The following is a 15228-nucleotide window of genomic DNA, read 5'->3' on the forward strand; positions in this document are numbered from 1 at the left end:
TGTCAGGAACGGAAATCCAGCGGCAGGCGGCGCGGCACGTACTGGCCGTGGCCGGGCTGCTCGGCGTCGCGCAGGGTGCGCCAGGTGTAGTCGAGCGCCGAGCGCACCGCGCTGACCAGCTCCTCGCCCAGCGCCAGGCGGCCGGCCAGGGTGCTGGCCAGGGTGCAGCCGGAGCCGTGATAGCTGCCCGGCAGGCGCGCGCAGGTGAAGTCGTGGCGACTGCCGTCGCGCGAGTACAGGCGATTGTGCACCTCGCGCTCGTCGCCGTGGCCGCCGGTGATCAACAGGTGCTCGCACAGCGGCAGCAGCTTCGCGGCGCAGGCGTCGGCACTGCCCTCGGGCAGCTCGGCGAGGATGCGCGCCTCCGGCAGGTTGGGGGTGGCGATGCGGCACAGCGGCAGCAGGCGCTCGCGGATCGCGTAGCCGACCTCGTCCTTGCCCAGCGCGCCGCCACCGCCGGCGCGCAGTACCGGGTCGCAGACCAGCGGCACGCCGGGCAGGCGGGCCATGATCTCGACCACGGTGTCGACCATCTCCAGCGAGCCGAGCATGCCGAGCTTGACCGCGGCGACCGGCAGGTCGCGGATCACCGCATCGGCCTGGGCCAGTACCCAGGCGCGGTCGAGGACGCGGAAGTCGCTGACGTTGACGGTGTCCTGCACGGTCAGCGCGGTGACCGCCGGCGCGGCGTGGCAGCCCTGGGCGAGCAGGGCTTCGATGTCCGCCTGCAGGCCGGCGCCGCCACTGGGATCGTGGCCGGACAGACAGAGGACGACGGGACGGGAAGGGTATCGGTTCATGGCTGCCGAGCTTACCACCAAAGTCGGGTGGCTGCCTGCGTATGGCCGGGCAGCGCGCCGCGCTTCTGCTTCACTGCAAGAAATGCAGCGAACAGGAGGTGGACGATGAGCCTGGAGCAGTATGCGGAAACCCACCTAGTGACCAACCAGCCCGCGCCGCTGGACGGCGCCAACCTGTACCGCGGCGACCGCCCGCTGCAGGAGTGGCTGCTGCGCTTCGGCGCCGCCTGGGGCGAGGCGCGCCTGGTCGAGTACGGCGAACTGGCCGGTGGTCCGCTGCTGGCGGCGGGGTTCGCCGCCAACCGCCATGTCCCCGAGCTGCGCAGCCACGACCGCTACGGCTACCGCATCGATCAGGTCGAGTTCCATCCGGCTTGGCACCGGCTGCTGCAGGCCGGCATCGCGCACGGGCTGCACGCGCTGCCCTGGCGCGAGCCGCGCCCCGGCGCCCAGGTGCTGCGCGCCGGGCTGTTCTACCTGCACAACCAGGCCGAGGCCGGCAGCGCCTGCCCGCTGACCATGACTCACGCCGGCGTCGCCGTGCTGCGCCGCCAGGGCGAGCTGGCCGAGACCTGGCTGCCGAAGGTGCTCAGCCTCGACTACGACCCGCAGCCCTTGCCGATCGGCGACAAGCGCGGCCTGACCCTGGGCATGGCGCTGACCGAGAAGCAGGGCGGCACCGACCTGCGCGCCAACAGCACGCGCGCCTTCGCCGTCGGCGCGCGCGGGCCGGGCCAGCTGTACGAGCTGCTCGGGCACAAGTGGTTCTGCTCGGCGCCGATGTCCGACGGTTTCCTCACCCTGGCGCACAGCGAGGGTGGTCTGAGCTGCTTCCTGCTGCCGCGCCTGCGCCCGGACGGCGCGCATAACCGCATCCATATCCAGCGCCTCAAGGACAAGCTGGGCAACCGCAGCAACGCTTCGGCGGAACTCGAGTATCGCGGCGCGCTGGCCTGGATGGTCGGCGAGGAGGGCCGCGGCATCGCCACCGTGCTGGAGATGGTCGCGCTGACCCGCTTCGACTGCATGACCGGTTCGGCGGCGCTGATGCGCCAGGCGCTCAGCCAGGCCCTGCACCACTGCGCGCAGCGCCGCGTCGGCGACCGGGTGCTGGAGGCGCAGCCGCTGATGCAGAACGTGCTGGCCGACCTGGCGCTGGAGTCCGAGGCGGCGCTGGCCCTGAGCCTGCGCCTGGGCCACGCCCTGGAGCGCCCGGAGGACGAGCAGGAGCGCCATTTCGCCCGCCTGCTCACCGCGGTCGGCAAGTACTGGGTGTGCAAGCGCGCGCCGGCCTTCGTCAACGAGGCGCAGGAGTGCCTGGGCGGCGCCGGCTACGTCGAGGAGAGCATCCTGCCGCGGCTGTACCGCGAGGCGCCGGTCAACTCGATCTGGGAAGGCTCGGGCAACGTGCAGTGTCTCGACGTGCTGCGTGCGCTGGACAAGACGCCGGCGGTGGCGGAGGCGCTGTGTGCCGAACTGGCCGACGGCCACGGCGAGGCGCGCCTCAGGGCGCTGGTGCTGCGGATCAAGCACGCCCTGCGCGATCGCGACGGCCTCGAGTACCGCGCCCGCCAGCTGAGCGGCGAGATCGCCGTGGCGCTGCAGGCCAGCCTGCTGCTGCAGGGCGCGCCGCAGGTGGTCAGCGACGCCTTCCTCGCTGCGCGCCTGGATGCGCCGGCCAGGGGCTACGGCTGCCTGCCGCGCGGCGTGGAAGTGGCGGCGCTGCTGGCGCGCAGTCGCCTGCATGGGTTCGACTGAGCGGGCGCAGCGCAGGCGGGCGGCCTGCTAGAATGGCCGCCCCTGCCCATCGCGCTGTCGCGGCGGCTCCGGCGAGCCGCACGGGCGCCGTTCTGCGAAATCATCATGGCCTTTGTCGATCCCTCCCGCTTCAGCAACCCCCTGCGCCGTTTCGCCCGCACCCTGGTGGCCGATGCCAGTCCCGAGGTGGCGGCGCCCCTGCCGTTGCCGGAGAGCCTGGCCGACGAGCCCTGGTTTTCGGTGGGGCGCGCGCAGGCCAGCCTGGGCGGTGCGCGGGTGGATGGCTGGTGCCTGCAGGAGTGGCCGGGGCAGGCGCTGCGCGCCACCTTCAGCGCCTGCTGGCGGGACGGCGACGGCAGGCTGTGGAACGTGTTGCCCGGTGGCCGCACCTGGCTGTTCCTGCCCGATCCGCGCCGCCGCTACGCGGGCGTGCCGATCGCGCCGCGCTACCAGGCGCTGAGCCGCGACGTGCTGCTCGCCGACTTCCTCAGGGTCAGTGCCGAGCTGGCGCGCCTGGCGCCCGACAGCGTGGCGCGGCAGACCCTGCAGCAGACCGCAGAGCGCCTCGAGGGCTGGCTGGCGCTGGGCGGCAAGGGCGACGCCCCGTGTCCGTGCCAGAGCGGCAAGCGTTACCAGAACTGCTGCAGCCGCCGGCTGCGTGACAGCCTGTGATGGCTCGTCCGCCGCGTCCGTCGTCGCCCGCCCCGCGTGCCCGCAAGGGCGCGCGGGGGCCATCCGCCGCCCGCCCGCAGCCGCCGCGCCGCCAGGCCAAGGCACCGCCGGCCGAGCCGCGGCTGATCCTGCTCAACAAACCGTTCGACGTGCTGACCCAGTTCGCCGACGCTGATGGCCGCGCCACCCTCAAGGACTACGTGCCGGTGCCCGGCGTCTATCCGGCCGGGCGTCTGGATCGCGACAGCGAGGGCCTGCTGCTGCTGACCAACGACGGCCGCCTGCAGGCACGCATCGCCGATCCGAAGCACAAGCTGGCCAAGACCTACTGGGTGCAGGTGGAGGGAGAGGCGAGCGAGGAGCAACTGGCGCGTCTGCGCGCCGGGGTGGAGCTCAACGACGGACCGACCCTGCCGGCCGAGGCGCGGCGCATCGCGACGCCGGCGCTGTGGGAGCGCGATCCACCGGTGCGTTTTCGCAAGAACGTGCCGACCTGCTGGCTGGAGCTGGTGATCCGTGAGGGGCGCAACCGCCAGGTGCGCCGGATGACGGCGGCGGTGGGCTTGCCGACCCTGCGCCTGGTGCGGGTACGCATCGGGCCGTGGGGGCTGGACGGGCTGGCGCCCGGAGAGTGGCGGGACGTGCCGGCGCGGCTGTGAGCCGCCGTGTGCAATGAGGTTGCCCGGCGGGCTGGAGCAGCCCGCCGGGCACATGATCAGTAGAACGACTTGATCAGGTTGATGCCCTTGCCCAGCACTTCGCGCCAGGCGGCGAGGTCTTCGCCGTTGGCCTCCGGGTCGTGCTGCTTGACCGACAGCAGCAGCGAGTCCAGCCACAGGTCGTACAGTTCCGGGCGGATGTCGAAGCCTTCGCGGGAGTGGCTCTGGCCGAGCGCGCGCAGCTTGGTGTCGGACATGCCGCGGGCGTACAGCACCAGATTGAGGATGCCGGCGCGCAGCAGGTGTTTCTGCGCGGTCATGTCGGTCTTGACGAACTTCTCGCGAATCGCCGGCGAACTGGAGAGGAAGTGCTGGTAGAAGGTATCGAAAAAGCTCGGGCTGGCGCAGCAGCGGCCATAGCTTTGCATCACGCGGTTGGCGGGAGTCATGATTTTCCTTGGTTGGGCCAATAGCTGCGCGCTCCACCCTATCCTGCGGCAGAGTCTCGTGCAGCTTTGCGGATTACATGCCTTCGAGGCTACCGATCACCAGTGTCTTGATGACGAAGCCGAGTACGCCCAAACCGAGGGCAAAGAAGAGAACCATGGTGCCGAACTTGCCGGCATTGGATTTTTTCGCCAGATCCCAGACGATGAATGCCATGAAGCCGACCAGGGCAACGATCAGGCTGTTCATCATCCAGTGCTCGAAAACTTCGGGATCCATCATCCCTCCTGCAGGATAGAAAAAAGACGGTCAGGGGGCGGCGATATGTAGTTGTAGAGCGGCCACGCAGGCATGCGTCAAAACGCCGGCGATTATAGTCGCTACCTCTGGGTAAAAAAATGTTTGAGCGCGAAAACGTTAGACATTTGTCGCATAAATGTTCAGCGCAGATGTTCTAACGGCAGCTCGGTGCCGGCCAGCACTTGGTTGAGCACGAAACTGGAGCGCACGCTGGACACGCCGTCGATGCGGGTCAGGGTGCCGAGCAGGAACTGCTGGTAGTGGTCCATGTCCGGCACCACCACCTTGAGCTGGTAGTCCGCCTCCATGCCGGTGACCAGGCTGCACTCCAGCACCTGCGGGCACTGGCGGATCACCGATTCGAAGTGGGCGAAGCGCTCCGGGGTGTGGCGGTCCATGCCGACCAGCACATACACGGTGAGGGTCAGGCCGAGCTTCTTGCGGTCGAGCAGCGCCACTTGGCGCAGGATATAGCCGTCGTCCTCCAGTTGCCTGACTCGCCGCGAACAGGGCGAGGGCGACAGGCCGATGCGCTCGGCCAGCTCCTGGTTGGAGATCCGCGCATCGCGCTGCAGTTCGGCCAGGATACGAAGGTCGTAGCGGTCGAGTTTGCTCATGGTTGCCGGCTCTTCTGGTTGGATTGCGCTTCTTGCTTGTCGATTAGTGAATTATTGCGCAAGGGTGGCTTTGGTGGGCAATTTTCGCAAGCACCTGCTGCGCCGGTGAGCGTACAGTTTGAATCAGTTTCACGGCCCGGACGCTCTCCCGCGCGCAGCCCAATCAGGCAGCGCGCTGCCGACGACCCACAAGGTTACGGCCCCAGGCCCGCATCGCCCACGAGGCCGTGCGCACGAGCAAGCCGCCATCGCGGCTACAGTCCGGACGAAACAACTTGAAAGGGGCCGCGAGGCCCCTTTTTCTTGCCCGCAGGAAACCTGGCCGGCAGTCACTGCTGCGGGTCGGCGTGCACCAGCACCTCGGCGCGCGGGAACTCGGCAAGGATGGCGAATTCGACGGCCTCGCACAGGTCATGCGCCTCGTGCAGGGTCATGCTGGCCGGCAGGTCGAGGTGCAGCTGGACGAACCAGCGGGTGCCGGACATCCGCGTGCGCAGATCGTGGGCGCCGAGCACGCCGGGCACGCCGAGGGCCAGCTGCTGCATGCGTTCGCTGATCTCCAGCGGCAGCTCCTTGTCCATCAGCACCGCCGCCGACTCGCGCACGATGGTCAGCGCGCTCCACAGGATGTACAGGGCGATGGCGACGCCGAACAGCGCATCGGCGCGCGTCCAGCCCCAGGCGGCGAGCAGCAGGGCGGCGAGGATGCTGGTGTTGAGCAGCAGGTCCGAGGCGTAGTGCAGCGAGTCGGCGCGGATCGCCGTGGAGCCGGTGACCCTGACCACGTGGCGCTGGAACATCAGCAACAGCCCGGTGAGCGCCAGCGACAGCAGCATCACCGCCACGCCGATGTGGGTGGCGGCGATCGGCTGCGGGTCCTGCAGGCGTTCGAAGCCGCGGATGCCCACCAGTACCGCGCTGATGGCGATGAATACCGCCTGGCCGAGCCCGGCCAGTGCCTCGGCCTTGCCGTGGCCGTAGCGGTGGTCGGCGTCGGCCGGGCGCAGGGCGTAGTGCACCGCGATCAGGTTGATCAGCGAGGCGGCGCCGTCCAGCAGCGAGTCGGTCAGGCCGGCGAGCAGGCTCACCGAGCCGCTCAGCCACCAGGCGAAGGCCTTGGCGGCCACCAGGGTCAGTGCGGTGGCCAGGGCGGCAGCCGAGGCCAGACGCATCAGGCGGCCGTGTTCGCGGCTCAGGCTCATCGTGGTTCTCCTCAGGCAGCCGGGTGCAGGCCGAAGGCGGCGAGCTGCTCGAGGTTGCCGCCGTGGCGGATCAGGCGCGGATCGTCGAGCTGCAGGTCGCGAGCCAGCTCCTCGCGCAGGATGGCGCGCAGGCGGGCATGGTCGATGTGACCGTCGCTGCCGACCGCCTCCTGCAGACGTTCGGGGGCGACCGAGTAGCGGCCTTCGGGCAGGTAGATGGCGCCGGTGGCGAAATCGATGGCGAAGGCGATCAGGCCCGGCACCACGTAGAACAGGATACCGATGGCATTCAGGGCGGCGACGGCCGGATCGATCTGGCCGTTGAGCTGGCCGCGGCGCTCCGGATAGAACAGGGTGCCGCAGCCGGCGAGCTGGGCGAGCAGGGAGGCGGCGAGCACGCCGCCGACGATCCGCTGTGAGGTACGCATGCTTGTTCTCCTTGAGAGTGAGGGCGGGGCAGTTGCTTAGGCCCGCTCCGGCTGGCCGAGGTTCCGGCCGGCGGCGCGGCTCGCCATGACGGCAAGCGGCAGCGCCGCGGCCGGACTCCGTCGCCGCAGCCGATAAGGCGAGCCAGCCGATGGCCCGCTCGTGGCCTGTGCGGTTGGTTGGTCAGCTCAAGTGCGGATGGCCATGGTGCCGCGACAAGGCGCCGCGACGGGGCATAGCAGGGCTATGACGAGGCACGGCAACCCCGTATCGGGGCCACGGGCACCGAAATTGACTCACTGAACCAACCAGACAGGCCACTCGGTGCCGCAGCCCGGCTCCAGACAGTGGCGCACAGTTTAAGCGTTCGGCCATGACGGCCGGAAGGCGCCAGTGCTTCGCCGCTATAATCGCTGGCTTTGCCGTCAGCCGTTGCGAGTGCCCATGAGCCTGTCGTCCGCCCTGCCCATCGATGCCGTCCTGCCCGCACTGCGCGCGGCGCTCGCCGAGCGCCACGAGGTGGTGCTGGAGGCGCCGCCCGGCGCCGGCAAGACCACCCGCGTGCCGCTGGCGCTGCTCGACGAACCCTGGCTGGCCGGGCAGACCATCGTCATGCTCGAGCCGCGCCGCCTGGCCGCGCGCGCCGCCGCCGAGCGGCTGGCCAGCGAGCTGGGCGAGCAGGTCGGCGAGACGGTCGGCTACCGCATCCGCCTGGACAGCAGGGTCGGCCCGCGCACGCGCATCGAGGTGGTCACCGAGGGCATCCTCGCCCGCCGCCTGCAGGACGATCCGGGCCTCGAGGGCGTCGGCCTGGTGATCTTCGACGAATACCACGTTTTGCCATTTGCACGATAAATCACATTTCTTGTCAAAAATCATGAGGTGAGGAGTGACCCAGGCATGCCCTTCGATGTGTAGCTCCCGAAGCCTCAGCTTCCGCAGGCTAGAGATATCGCGTCCGGCTCACCACTCACCATGGTCATGCGGGGACTGATGCATAACGCATGTTCCTACGGGTCGTTGCCAGAGGGCAGTAGAACTCTTCATCCCTGAGGGAACCTGCGCCTACTCGTTGACGAGTTCGCGCCCCGTTGGGCTTCCAGGGCGTCGACCCAGCAAGGGGGCTGCGGCGTTTTCGTCGGGAGGAGACGCGCCCCGTCGCCGCCCCAGTCCTCGGCCAAATGACGGCATTCGGCCAAAAGCGGCCTGTTCCGCAGGACGCGGCAGACCTCCATTTAGGCCTGGAGGCGTCTACAAAACTAGGGGCGATTCAGTTATTACTAGCCAAAATCCGCGAGGTGCCTTAAAACTGCAGCCTCTGCTGAGTCGCCATGTTCAAAGGAGGAACTTGATTTGGTTGAGCCTGCGGTTGTTGAGCGCGTTCTCTGCGTAGTGGACAGATGTCTGAGAAGCCAGTTTCCTGACGACTACTACAAGCGCTGTTTGTACGCGTCGTTCGGGGTGCACAGGCTGCTGCAGGCCCAGGGTTACAGCCCTGTAATCGTGGGAGGTAATTTTGGGGCCTTTGTTGTATCACGAGATCAACGAACTGCTTCGATCCAAGGGTACGCATCCGGCTCTGGCGAGCATTCCCACTATTGGGTCGAGCTAGATGGCTCCATCATTGACCTGGCAACCTACTACTTGCCAATCGAGTCCAGCTTCCAGGCCTGCGAGGTGCCAGCGGTGTTTTGGAATGCGAGCTACCCGTTACCTAAGGGGCTGATCTATAACCCGGCTTTCCGCTCACCATCGTCGGATATCTCGCATCTGGCGCCGCATATCATCGAAAAGATGGAGCCTTTCCTTGCCGCCTGCCACGCCCGAATGGCGAAACCGCTGGCCAAGCCAAAAATTGGGAAGTGGCTCGTTACTACGCCCTCATCCATCCTAAAAGCGGCCAGCAAAGGTGATCCATGGGCACGAGCGGTGATTCGATATGAATCCATGCCTGCATAGCACCTCACCATAGGATGAGCGGATTATCCCGACGAGCTCAGCTTCGACCTGCCGGTGTATAGTGATCTTGCCCAGCAGCCGTGGACACGGGCTTAAGCACTCATCCGGGCCTCGAAGGCCTCCGGGCTGATGTGCCCCAGCGTGCTGTGCCGCCGCTGGCGGTTGTAGTCGATTTCGATGTATTCAAACACGGTTTCACGCATCTGGGAGCGGGTCACGAAGCGCTCGCCGTGGATGCATTCCACCTTCAGGCTGTGGAAGAAGCTCTCCGCGCAGGCATTGTCGTAGCAGTTGCCCTTCGCGCTCATGCTGCATTGCAAGTGATAGGTACGGATCAGCTCCTGATAGGCCGCCGAGCAGTACTGGCTGCCGCGGTCGCTGTGCACAATCACGCCCGTGGGCTGCTTGCGTCGCCACAGCGCCATGCGCAAAGCATCGCCGGCCAAGTCGGCCGTCATGCGCTCGCCCATGGCCCAGCCGATCACCATCCGTGAGTACAGATCGATAACCACCGCCAGATACAGCCAGCCTTCCTCTGTGTGCAGATAGGTGATGTCACCTACCCATTTCTGGTTCGGTGCCGATGCCGTGAAATCCTGCTTGAGCAGGTTCTCTGCCACCGGCAGCGAGTGTCGGGAGTTTGTCGTGGCCTTGAACTTCCTGGCGGCCCTGGCGCGCAGTCCTTGCCGTTGCATCGAGGCAGCAACCGTCTTGCGATTGCAGGACAGCCCAGCCTCCCGCAGATCGTGGCACAACCGTGGAGCTCCGCTGCGCCCCTTGCGTGTGCTGTATGCCTGCGCGACCTGCCGATCCAGTTCGGCCCTTCGCTGGTCGCGCATTGATGTTTTGCGTGAGCACCAAGCGTAGAAGCCACTGCGAGCGACGCCCAGCACTCGGCTCATGGTTTTCACCGGGAACTGCAAGACGTGCGCTCTCATGAAGGCGTACTTCACTTGAGGCTCTTGGCAAAGTACGCGGCGGCCTTTTTTACGATGGCCAGCTCCTCAGCTTGTTCAGCCAGCAGCCGCTTGAGCCGGGCGTTCTCGTCGGCCAGTGACTGCTCGCGCTCGCTGCTGGTCTGGGTATGCTGCTTCTTGCTCCGCCAGCCGTAGAGCTGGGAGGCATGGAGGCCAAGCTGTTCGGCAGCTTTACTGACACCGATTCGCTCGGCCAAAGCCAGCGCTTCGTCCTTGTAGGCTTGAGAATGGCGGGTGCGGGTTTGTTTCATTGAGCTTGCTTGTCTTGCCATGGTTCACCTCGTGCAGTGTATCGCTTAACGGGGTGTCCACTGGGGCTGGGCAAGATCACTGAGGCAGCGACCCCATGCGCAGCCAGCCTTGCAGGGTATCGGTATCAGAAGGGGTTAAAACAAAAGGAGCTGCTGGCCGGGGCATCTGCGCGCTCAATCCATGAGGAGAAAGCAGGCAGTATACCCACCTCATCGTAGATAAACGAACTATCAAGACACTCCACTAGCTCTGATGGGGGATACCTCTTGAATGCGTGCAGCGCATGTGATTGCTCTCGCTCGTTTCGTCTTCGCATAACGGCTGCGACAATTCGTGGAGGATGCCGCAGTGGGCAGCGGTACTCGGCTCGTTGCAGCATTCACGCAAGCTCTTGAGCTGTTGCTCCAGCTGGCGAAGCTCCTCGATGCGTGCGGTGACATGGCCGATGTGCGCGTCCAGCAGGGTGTTCACATCGGCGCAGTGTTCGCTGGGAGCATCCTTGAAGTGGAGCAGTCCCCGAATCTCGGCGTGTGTCATGTCCAACATGCGGCAACGGCGAATGAAGGACAGCCTTTCGACATGCGCTTCGGTGTAGATGCGAAAGTTGCCGTCGCTGCGGGCGGGCGAGGCGAGTAGCCCCTCGCGCTCGTAGTAGCGGATGGTTTCGACCTGGGTGCCCGTGGTTCTGGCCAGCTCACCGATTTTCACGTTGTTCTCCGATAGCCGGGTCTGGTGACTCCTGCTTGCAGCATAGGCTCTTGACTCTGTAGTCGCTACAGGTTGTTTACTCGTGCCCAACGTCAGGCTTGGGGGTACAGCATGGGTGAGTGCAACGCTGTTGGGTGCGGTTGTTCCACTACGTCGTTAGCGGAACCGAAGCACCTTGCCACCGGAGCGGGAAAGGTCGTGCAGTACCGCATCGACAACATGGACTGTCCCTCCGAGGAACGGCTGATTCGCGACAGGCTGGAGCCGCTCGCCGGAGTGACAGGGTTGGAGTTCAACCTGATGCAGCGCACGCTGACGGTGAACCATCAGCTCGATTCGTTGGAACCGGTCGAAGCTGGATTGCGCGCCATCGGCATGCAGGCCCAGCGTCTTGCCCTTCCAGCCGAGCAGGTGTGCACGATGTTGAGCATCGCGAAGATGGATTGCCCCACCGAGGAACGGCTGATTCGCGACAAGCTGACCGGAATGCCTGGCGTCGAGTCCCTGGACTTCAATCTGCTGCAACGCCGTTTGACGGTCACGCACAGTCCCGAGAGCCTGAATGCCATCTTGGGCGCGCTGACAGCCATCGGCCTCGAAGGCAGTGTCGAACCGAGCGTTGCCGCCGAGCCGTCTCCCGGCACCCACCATTGGTGGCCACTGGCCATGGCGGGCGTGAGTGCGACCCTGGCCGAGGTCGTGCACTGGTTGAACGGTGGCAATCACTGGCTGGTCGTGGCGCTTGCCGTGCTGGCGATTGGTGTAGGCGGACTCTCGACCTACAAGAAAGGCTGGATTGCCCTCAGGAACCGCAACCTGAACATCAACGCGCTGATGTCGATTGCCGTTACCGGAGCGATGCTCATCGGCGAGTGGCCGGAGGCGGCCATGGTGATGTTCCTGTTCGCCCTGGCCGAGGTGATCGAGGCCAGATCGCTCGACCGTGCGCGCAACGCGATTCGCGGCCTGATGGAACTCGCTCCGGAAACGGCCACCGTTCAGCAGCCGGATGGCAGTTGGCTGGGTGTGCCCGCCAGACAGGTGGCGGTGGGAGCCATGGTGCGTCTGCGTCCGGGCGAGCGAATCGCGCTGGATGGCGTGGTGACTCAGGGGCACTCGACCGTGAACCAGGCACCGATCACCGGCGAGAGTTTGCCGGTGGACAAGACCGTGGGTGACAGCGTGTTTGCCGGTACGATCAACGAGACGGGGTCGTTCGAATTTCGAGTGACGGCCGAAGCCAGTCACTCGACGTTATCCCTGATCATTCATGCCGTCGAATCCGCCCAAGGGAGTCGGGCGCCGACCCAGCGCTTCGTCGACCGCTTCGCACGGATCTATACGCCGGTAGTGTTCCTGATCGCCTTGCTGACAGCGGTGATACCGCCGTTGTTCTTGTCCGGCGAGTGGATGGACTGGATCTACAAGGCGCTGGTGCTGCTGGTGATTGCCTGCCCCTGTGCGCTGGTGATCTCCACGCCAGTATCCATCGTCAGCGGCCTGGCTGCGGCCGCCCGCAAGGGCATTCTCATCAAGGGCGGTGTGTACCTTGAGGAGGGGCGCAAGCTAGCCACGCTGGCACTCGACAAGACCGGCACCATCACCCATGGCAAACCGGTGCAGACGGACTTCATGTCTTTGCGCGGAGACGAGGCTCGGGTTCACTCCCTGGCGGCCAGCCTCGCTGCGCGCTCGGATCATCCGGTGTCGCAAGCCGTCGCCCGCGCGGCAAACGAAGCCGGCTTGACGTTATACCCGGTGGCCGATCTGGCTGCCATTCTGGGGCGTGGTGTGCGTGGTCGTATCGACGATCATCTGTACCAGCTGGGCAACCACCGACTGATCGAGGAGCTTGGGCTGTGCTCGGAAGCTATCGAGGCGCAGCTTTTTGCCCTGGAGCGTCAAGGCAAGTCGGTGGTGCTGCTGGTCAACCAGCACGAAGTCCTGGGCATGTTCGCGGTGGCCGACACGGTGCGAGAAACCAGTCGCGAAGCGATCAGCGAGCTGCACGCCCTCGGGGTGAAAACCCTGATGCTCAGCGGCGACAACATCCATACCGCCGAAACCATTGCCCGCTCGGTCGGCATCGACGAGGCTCGCGGTGGGCTGCTGCCGGAAGACAAGCTCAAGACCATCGAAGGGCTGATGACGAGCGACAAGGCCGGTGCGGTCGGCATGGTGGGGGACGGGATCAACGATGCGCCCGCGCTGGCCCGGGCGAGCATTGGCTTCGCCATGGGGGCGGCGGGTACGGATACCGCCATCGAGACGGCAGACGTTGCGCTGATGGACGACGACCTGCGCAAGATTCCCGCATTCATCCGGATTTCGCGGGCGACCACAACGGTGCTGCGTCAGAACATCGCTTTAGCCCTCGGAATCAAGGCGGTCTTCCTGCTGCTGACGTTCACCGGGCAGGCTACTCTGTGGATGGCGGTGTTTGCCGACATGGGGGCGAGTTTGCTGGTGGTAGCCAACGGGCTTCGGTTGCTGCGCAAGTAGAGGGTTTGCGTGCTCCTGCGCTCCACGAGTGCCGATCCATGGGTGCAAGCCAGGCTGGAAAATGCGGGCCGTCGGTCCCGTCAGGTTTTCTTGCCAGACTGCAGCTGTTAAGATTTCACATAACCAATCCATCTACGATCAAGTACTTATGCGCCGTTGGCTAACGATTCTCCTGCTGGTGATGTTGCCGCTGCAGCTCGGTTGGGCTGCATTGGGCAGCTATTGCCAGCACGAATCGGGTGACCAGACGAAGCATTTCGGCCACCACAGTCATCAGCACAAAAGCCAGGCGGGAAGCGAGGACGACGACGGCCCCGATCCCCAAGGCGGCAAGAACCCGCATGGCGATTGCAACGCCTGCGTTTCCGCTGGCGTCACGCCGATCTTTTCCGATGCCGCCCTGTTTGATGTGAACAGCTCGTCATCTGGCAAAACAGGGTTCCAGGCTCATCCGCTGTCCCGGCCATCCTCTCCGCCTGAGCGCCCTGCCTGGGCCCGCCTCGCCTGATCGGCGAGGCGACTCCTCTCTCCCTGCCCCGTCCAACGACCATCGTCACCGACGATGAGCGTTGGCGTGCCGCGAGCCAGCTGATGGCGTCTCGCCGATTCCCCGTGAGCTTTTTCATCACTGGAGAATCGGGATGTTCCCAAGCAAAACCAGAAAATGGCTGCCCTGTGCCTTGCTCGTGCTGGCCACCGGCAGTTCGTTGGCGCAGACAGCGCCAAGTGCTTCCAGCCTGCAGTCGGTCACTGCCGGCCCGTTATCGCTGAAGCAAGCCTTCGATACCGCGTGGGCGCGTCAGCCCGAAGCGGAGTCCTCGTCTGCGCGTCGTGAGGCGGCCACTGCCCGTCGAGCTGTCGCCGACAGCTGGACCGCCGAGCCCATGGCCCTGGAGCTGTCGAGCAAAGGCGACCAGCTCAATGGCAACGATGGCAGCCGCGAGCACAATGTCGGCCTCGCCATCCCCCTGTGGCTGCCTGGCGAGCGCTCGCGTACGGGAGCCGTGGCCGAGGCCGAGGCCCAGTCCACCGCCAGTCGCGCCTCGGCTGCGCAGCTGCGCACTGCGGCTGAAGTGCGCGAGGCGTACTGGCAGTGGCAACGCAGCCGGGTCGAAGCAAGCCTGGCCAGCGAGCGCGAGGGCAATGCCCGACAGCTCGCGGCCGATGTTGCCAAGCGGGTCAAGTCGGGCGAGCTGGCCCTGGCCGATCAGCACCAGGCCGAGGGGGCTGCGGCCTTGGCCGAGATCGAAGCGGCGCGAGCCAAGAGTGCGCTGGCGACGGCTGCGCAGCAGTTGCGCAGCCTGATTGGCACCCTGCCAAGTGGTCGCGAAGAGGCTGCACCTGGCGTAGTTACCGGTGAGCCGGTACCCGCGTTGCCCGCCGACTTCGCTGTGCTGGATGCCCAGCATCCGGCGGTGTCCGCACTGCTGGATCAGGCCGAGGTCGCTCGCCGCTCGGCCGAGCTGGCTCGCGTGCAGACCCGAGCCAATCCCGAGTTGACCTTGTCTACCAGCCGCGAACGCGAGCCGGGGGAGTCCTATGACGAAAGCCTCACCCTAGGCATTCGCATCCCCTTCGGTTCGGGCAGCCGCAATCGCGCCAAGCAAGCCACGGCCGAGGCCGAGGCCATCGAGGCCGAGGTGCAGGCGCGTCTGGCGCGTGAGCGCCTGCTCGGCGAGCTGGAGGCCGCCCGGCTGGCGTTCGAATCCGCCCGCGCCCAAATGACGGCTGCCGAGAAGCGTGCCCGGCTCGCCCAGGAGTCGCGTGGTTTCTTCGAAAAATCCTTCCGTCTCGGCGAAACCGATCTGCCGACGCGCCTGCGTATCGAACTCGAGGCGACCGACGCCAAGCGTCAGGCCGCCCTGGCCCGACTCGATCAGGCGGCGGCGATCTCCTCGCTGCGTCAGGCACTGGGTCTGCTGCCCGAATAAGGCCGGAACGAACCTACA

The 15228-nt window shown here is 66.0% G+C and carries 15 protein-coding genes and 1 pseudogene; 8 read left to right on the top strand and 8 right to left on the bottom strand.

Annotated features, from left to right (window positions below):
• Positions 1-2: 2 nt before the first annotated feature.
• Complete coding sequence (locus BLT78_RS20830) at positions 3-800, bottom strand: hydroxymethylpyrimidine/phosphomethylpyrimidine kinase (RefSeq protein WP_090351931.1); 798 nt, start codon at positions 798-800, stop codon at positions 3-5.
• A gap of 105 nt (positions 801-905) precedes the next feature.
• On the opposite strand from BLT78_RS20830, the gene BLT78_RS20835 reads away from it, so the two are divergent.
• The 3 genes from BLT78_RS20835 to BLT78_RS20845 all read left to right on the top strand — a co-directional run bounded on the left by BLT78_RS20835 (position 906) and on the right by BLT78_RS20845 (position 3889).
• A complete protein-coding gene (locus BLT78_RS20835) occupies positions 906-2558 on the top strand; it encodes an acyl-CoA dehydrogenase family protein (protein ID WP_090351932.1) in 1653 nt (550 codons plus the stop codon).
• 105 nt (positions 2559-2663) lie between these two features.
• Complete coding sequence (locus BLT78_RS20840; protein ID WP_090351934.1) at positions 2664-3230, top strand: SEC-C domain-containing protein; 567 nt, start codon at positions 2664-2666, stop codon at positions 3228-3230.
• Positions 3230-3889, top strand: coding sequence for a pseudouridine synthase (locus BLT78_RS20845; RefSeq protein ID WP_090351935.1), 660 nt, complete (start codon positions 3230-3232; stop codon positions 3887-3889). The genes BLT78_RS20840 and BLT78_RS20845 overlap by 1 nt, the downstream gene beginning before the upstream one ends.
• A 56-nt stretch (positions 3890-3945) precedes the next feature.
• On the opposite strand, the gene BLT78_RS20850 is transcribed toward BLT78_RS20845, so the two are convergent.
• From BLT78_RS20850 to BLT78_RS20870, 5 genes are all read right to left on the bottom strand, one after another.
• The gene (locus tag BLT78_RS20850; protein ID WP_090351937.1) at positions 3946-4338 is read right to left on the bottom strand and encodes a globin; all 393 of its coding nucleotides are present in this window, start codon (positions 4336-4338) and stop codon (positions 3946-3948) included.
• A gap of 73 nt (positions 4339-4411) precedes the next feature.
• On the bottom strand, positions 4412-4615 hold the full coding sequence (locus tag BLT78_RS20855; RefSeq protein WP_090351939.1) for a DUF2788 domain-containing protein: 204 nt from the start codon (positions 4613-4615) through the stop codon (positions 4412-4414).
• A gap of 161 nt (positions 4616-4776) precedes the next feature.
• Positions 4777-5253 carry an Lrp/AsnC family transcriptional regulator gene (locus BLT78_RS20860; protein ID WP_090351941.1) on the bottom strand — a complete coding sequence of 159 codons (477 nt, stop codon included), beginning with the start codon at positions 5251-5253 and terminating at the stop codon, positions 4777-4779.
• Between the two features lie 329 nt (positions 5254-5582).
• Positions 5583-6455 carry a cation diffusion facilitator family transporter gene (locus BLT78_RS20865; protein ID WP_090351943.1) on the bottom strand — a complete coding sequence of 291 codons (873 nt, stop codon included), beginning with the start codon at positions 6453-6455 and terminating at the stop codon, positions 5583-5585.
• Between the two features lie 11 nt (positions 6456-6466).
• Positions 6467-6883 carry a polyribonucleotide nucleotidyltransferase gene (locus BLT78_RS20870; protein WP_090351945.1) on the bottom strand — a complete coding sequence of 139 codons (417 nt, stop codon included), beginning with the start codon at positions 6881-6883 and terminating at the stop codon, positions 6467-6469.
• 442 nt (positions 6884-7325) lie between these two features.
• On the opposite strand from BLT78_RS20870, the pseudogene BLT78_RS20875 reads away from it, so the two are divergent.
• Positions 7326-7715, top strand: a pseudogene (locus BLT78_RS20875) (DEAD/DEAH box helicase); the annotation flags it as partial.
• 519 nt (positions 7716-8234) lie between these two features.
• A complete protein-coding gene (locus BLT78_RS21490) occupies positions 8235-8840 on the top strand; it encodes a hypothetical protein (protein ID WP_157719560.1) in 606 nt (201 codons plus the stop codon).
• 92 nt (positions 8841-8932) lie between these two features.
• On the opposite strand, the gene BLT78_RS20880 is transcribed toward BLT78_RS21490, so the two are convergent.
• Together BLT78_RS20880 and cadR are read right to left on the bottom strand one after the other, a co-directional pair.
• Positions 8933-10089 (bottom strand): IS3 family transposase gene (locus BLT78_RS20880; protein ID WP_090351948.1). Its coding sequence is split into 2 segments (ribosomal slippage): positions 8933-9831 and positions 9831-10089, totalling 1158 coding nucleotides; the frame shifts between segments, so codons are not numbered across the junction.
• A 223-nt stretch (positions 10090-10312) separates the two neighbouring features.
• Positions 10313-10777: a Cd(II)/Pb(II)-responsive transcriptional regulator gene (gene cadR, locus BLT78_RS20885; protein ID WP_090351949.1), complete on the bottom strand. Its 465-nt coding sequence runs from the start codon at positions 10775-10777 to the stop codon at positions 10313-10315.
• A 111-nt stretch (positions 10778-10888) separates the two neighbouring features.
• Between cadR and BLT78_RS20890 the strand changes: the two genes are divergently transcribed.
• The 3 genes from BLT78_RS20890 (at position 10889) to BLT78_RS20900 (ending at position 15210) form a co-directional block, all read left to right on the top strand.
• Positions 10889-13279 carry a heavy metal translocating P-type ATPase gene (locus BLT78_RS20890; protein ID WP_090351951.1) on the top strand — a complete coding sequence of 797 codons (2391 nt, stop codon included), beginning with the start codon at positions 10889-10891 and terminating at the stop codon, positions 13277-13279.
• Between the two features lie 148 nt (positions 13280-13427).
• Entirely contained in the window at positions 13428-13787 is a 360-nt protein-coding gene (locus BLT78_RS20895; protein WP_090351953.1) for a DUF2946 domain-containing protein, read from the top strand.
• A gap of 133 nt (positions 13788-13920) precedes the next feature.
• Positions 13921-15210, top strand: coding sequence for a TolC family protein (locus BLT78_RS20900; RefSeq protein WP_090351954.1), 1290 nt, complete (start codon positions 13921-13923; stop codon positions 15208-15210).
• Positions 15211-15228: the final 18 nt, after the last annotated feature.

Source organism: Pseudomonas oryzae (genome assembly GCF_900104805.1).
Classification (GTDB): domain Bacteria; phylum Pseudomonadota; class Gammaproteobacteria; order Pseudomonadales; family Pseudomonadaceae; genus Geopseudomonas; species Geopseudomonas oryzae.